At 36.8% G+C, this 3,856-nt stretch carries 5 protein-coding genes; all 5 read left to right on the top strand.

Annotated elements, in window-relative coordinates:
- Positions 1–549: 549 nt before the first annotated feature.
- The 5 genes from BLS65_RS18105 to BLS65_RS17250 all read left to right on the top strand — a co-directional run bounded on the left by BLS65_RS18105 (position 550) and on the right by BLS65_RS17250 (position 3,719).
- Positions 550–948 (top strand): hypothetical protein, encoded by a 399-nt coding sequence (locus tag BLS65_RS18105; protein ID WP_125869943.1) that lies wholly within the window; start codon positions 550–552, stop codon positions 946–948.
- Between the two features lie 230 nt (positions 949–1,178).
- Positions 1,179–1,856, top strand: a complete 678-nt coding sequence (locus tag BLS65_RS17265; protein WP_092441038.1) for a hypothetical protein — start codon at positions 1,179–1,181, stop codon at positions 1,854–1,856.
- Between the two features lie 211 nt (positions 1,857–2,067).
- Complete coding sequence (locus BLS65_RS17260) at positions 2,068–2,379, top strand: nucleotidyltransferase family protein (protein WP_092441037.1); 312 nt, start codon at positions 2,068–2,070, stop codon at positions 2,377–2,379.
- A complete protein-coding gene (locus tag BLS65_RS17255) occupies positions 2,360–2,695 on the top strand; it encodes a HepT-like ribonuclease domain-containing protein (RefSeq protein WP_092441036.1) in 336 nt (111 codons plus the stop codon). Before BLS65_RS17260 ends, BLS65_RS17255 begins: the two co-directional genes overlap by 20 nt.
- A 430-nt stretch (positions 2,696–3,125) precedes the next feature.
- Positions 3,126–3,719, top strand: coding sequence for a hypothetical protein (locus tag BLS65_RS17250; RefSeq protein WP_092441035.1), 594 nt, complete (start codon positions 3,126–3,128; stop codon positions 3,717–3,719).
- The last annotated feature ends 137 nt before the right edge of the window (positions 3,720–3,856 follow it).

Genomic DNA, 3,856 nt, shown 5'->3' with positions numbered 1-3,856 from the left:
ATCTACAACATCGGGGTGAAACCTTCGGGGAGTAGCCCCTTATTTTTATTCAACTAACGTTTCAACTGGAATCTTTTTGTCGGACAGTAGTGAAACATTAACTATAAGCTACCAATATCGGACAACTTCTACTTGGACTTTTGGGAGCCAACAAGCTATGTTGGAATAAACGGGTTAAATCCAATAAACCAAGCCAATCGTAATTGCATTTTTGTAAATAAAGTAGATACAAACTTCCAATGCTTTGCATTCCCTCCCTACTGGCGATGTGAGTGTATGAAGATTAACAATCAAAGCCAGATATTAATACCTTACTATACAAAGGGAATAAGTTCAAAATTAAAGTTTCTTATTTCAACTGTTAAATATTACCAGCTAAACTCAGATAATTATGTTGATTACACGCCTATTAATTCCAAGATAATAACTCTACCTGAGGGAAACTATCTTAACTACCTTTTCTCACACAAAGATTATTTTATTGCTTCATCAGACAAAACATATAAAATTAAGTCCGATGGGTCAGTCTCTGAAATTTTTAGTGATCTAATGTTTAATTTCTTTTATAAGGGTGACACATTATATGGTATAAGCCCCTCCGATGCGGTATTATACCAATCGTTAAACGATGGTGATAGCTGGACAAGCCTAGGAAAGATTAATCCAGATTTTTCATTATTAAACTTCTACACTTTAGATAATGAGATAATCGGAACTTACAAAGCTCAACTATTTCATTTTAGCATAAGCACAACAGGTATTACAGTAAAAGAGATAGACAACGATGGGTTAGCTTATAACACGATTACCTCTGTTTCCAAATATACCGATAAAGTATATGTTTCAACGCTTACAGGTGTATACTATATTTCTTATAAGAACTTTTTTACTTACAAACCTGAAGTGAAAAGCAAAAAGAGTATAGCATTTACCTCAGCTCCTTGGTAATCCTAAAAAAAAATATTGCACTCGATTTTGCAACCGATGTAGTAACTAGTCGATACAAATTAGAATTCCGGATACTCTCCGGAATTTTGATTTTAAGCCATACCCATCGCCTTCACTCGCTGAACAATCCTTGAAGTTTTTTTCAACCTTGATTCGATGATATATAACTATTATATTTACTTTAGATAAGAAATAACCAGAACGAGTCATAAGAACTAACTCTCACAGACATGGATCCTAAACCACTAATTTTTATAGGTGTAGCCCTAGTAATTGCAGGGATTGCTTTTTCCAGCAATTACTTTAGCAAAAAGGCCATTGTAAAGCGGAAGCTAAAAAAAGCAACAGGACGAAAGATATCCGATTTTATTAGCGGCGATATTGCAAAGGTTGTTGGAAAGGTGGAGTATGCCGGCAAGCCCCTAACTGCGCCCCTCTCGGGAAGGGCATGTGCCTACTACTATGTGCTTATTGAGGAGAGAGTCTCAAACGGTAAAAGTTCACACTGGCGAAAATTAATAGAGGAAGAGGTGGCCGGATCGTTTGTAGTTCGCGATGGTCGATCCTGTGCTCACATCAGCTGCGAAAAGGTGAAGAGCTATCTCGTTGAAGACCGGGAATACTCCTCCGGTTTCGGTAATGATGCCACCGAGGTTCTCGAGAAATACCTTAACGATCGTGGCGAAAAGAGCGAAGGATTCTTGGGAATGAATAAAGCAATTCGCTATAAAGAGGGCGTTCTGGAGGAGGGCGAACTGATTGCAGCTATAGGCAGAGGTGAATGGATGAATGCGAGTCAGGTGCAGCTGCCCGACTCCTTTGGCAGGGTGCTTGTGCTCAGCTCCACCGAAGAGGAACCCATCTACCTGAGCGATGATCCCGATACCGTCAGCACCACTTATGCTTAGCCTGAACTTTCCGAAAGCGAATAAACCACCCTGCCACTTGCTAGTGGGTACGCGCAAATGCTCGTGAGGGCTTCGCCGTTCGGACACCACTCACGACTTGCTCCCAAACGCTTCCGTTTAAAGAACTTTTACTGTATTGACCATGCGAGGCACACACGATGCAATTTTGCTGAATCGATAGACCGTCAAGAAAATAGTGTATATTTGCTTTATGAAACTGATTGATTCAAATAGGGATAAACTTTTTGAACTTTGTGAGAAGCACAAGGTAGAAGAACTCTATTTCTTTGGCTCAGTCTTGACTGACAATTTCAAAGAATCAAGCGATATCGATATTCTAATCCAGTTCTACCAAGTAGACTTGATGGAATATTTTGATAACTATATGGATTTTAAAGAGAGTCTTGAACTGTTATTTAAGAGACCAGTCGACCTTGTAGAAAATCAGGCGATTAGAAATCCCATTTTTCGACAAGTGGTTGACAGAGAAAAACAACTATTTTATGAACGAAAAAGTTCTTAAATATCTGTATGATATAAAGATCGCAATTGACGAAATAGATTCCTATTTTCTCAATCGAGAAAAACGTTTTGAAGACTACACAAAAGACACTCTTTTGAAAAGGGCGATTGAAAGAGATTTAGAAATTATTGGAGAAGCGCTAAATCGAATTTTAATTATTGAACCCGAATTTCCAATTCAGAATGCTCGAAAGATTGTTGGATTGCGAAATCAAATTATTCATGCCTACGACAATATTTCTGACGAAAATATCTGGGGGATAATAATGAATCACCTACCAAATCTCAAAGCGGAAATTGTGAGCCTAATAAAATAATGCACAGTGCCCAATAAATAGGACTTTAAGCGGCACGAAGAACCCCAAACTCATAAGCAAAGCGAATAAACTAACTTACTAGTGGTTACGCGCAAATGCTCGTGAGGGCTTCGCCGTTCGGACACCACTCTGAACATGTTCCCAAAACGCTTACAGTTTAAAGAACTTTTATTATATTTACCATTCGAGGCACACACTTCGAACTTACGTTATTGCTTTGTTGTCACGCCTTTTGAGGTGTAGCCTTGCAAAGCCCCGGCCCGTCCACTCCTTCGGAGCTGGACGGGCAACGATGTAAGTTCGTCTCTCGTTATGGCCTATAGTAAAAAAAAGAATCAACAATTGAGACTAAAATCGTTGATGAAATGTCAGCGAACTATACGGCAAATGTTTATAAAGAAAAGCTAGATTTTTAACTACATAATAGATTATGCAAAAACTAACCCAAAAACCAACATTATTCCTGATAATTGGAATAGCAATAATCGCCATTGGACTTCCTTTTGGTGTATATTCACTTACTCTAGAAGGAGCTAAAGCAATGGTTGGAATATTTATTTTAGTTCCTGTGGTTGCTACATTTATTGTTATAATTATTGATAGAAAAATTGTGAGGCGGATAGACAATAAGAAGTTAAGTTTATATGAACTTGGAGTAATTATACTTCTTATATCATTATATTTTTATAACAACCAACAGATGAAAATTAACTTTCTGAATCCCAAAGACGATTATGTGTTGGTCTTACAGAATCCCGGAAATTTAATAAATGACACATTTAAAAGACAGTTATCATTTAACAAAGCAATTTCGACAACGAGTAACATTATTATTATCAGCAAAGCAGATATTAGCAGTAATTTTGAAATTAATCTCCCATTAAGTTGGAATGGAGTTTTCTATTATAACACGTATAAATTTGAAAATTATCCTGAAGTTAAGCTCTATTGCAGACCAAATTGCAATATAAAAGATTCAATTAACCAAAATATAATTGATAGTCTATTAAAAAATAAACATTAACAAAATAATTGCTTTGGCAGACTTTGTTCTTTTCTGAATAGAATACTCATTTAGTCAAACGACAAAAGTAAGAAAATTAATCACTACTGTCCGACTAAACTCTAAATATTCATTTATTGCCTCTGCATCCCAATAAA

The organism is Williamwhitmania taraxaci, from assembly GCF_900096565.1.
Taxonomy (GTDB): domain Bacteria; phylum Bacteroidota; class Bacteroidia; order Bacteroidales; family Williamwhitmaniaceae; genus Williamwhitmania; species Williamwhitmania taraxaci.
This window is presented reverse-complemented; position numbering and strand designations above follow the sequence as displayed.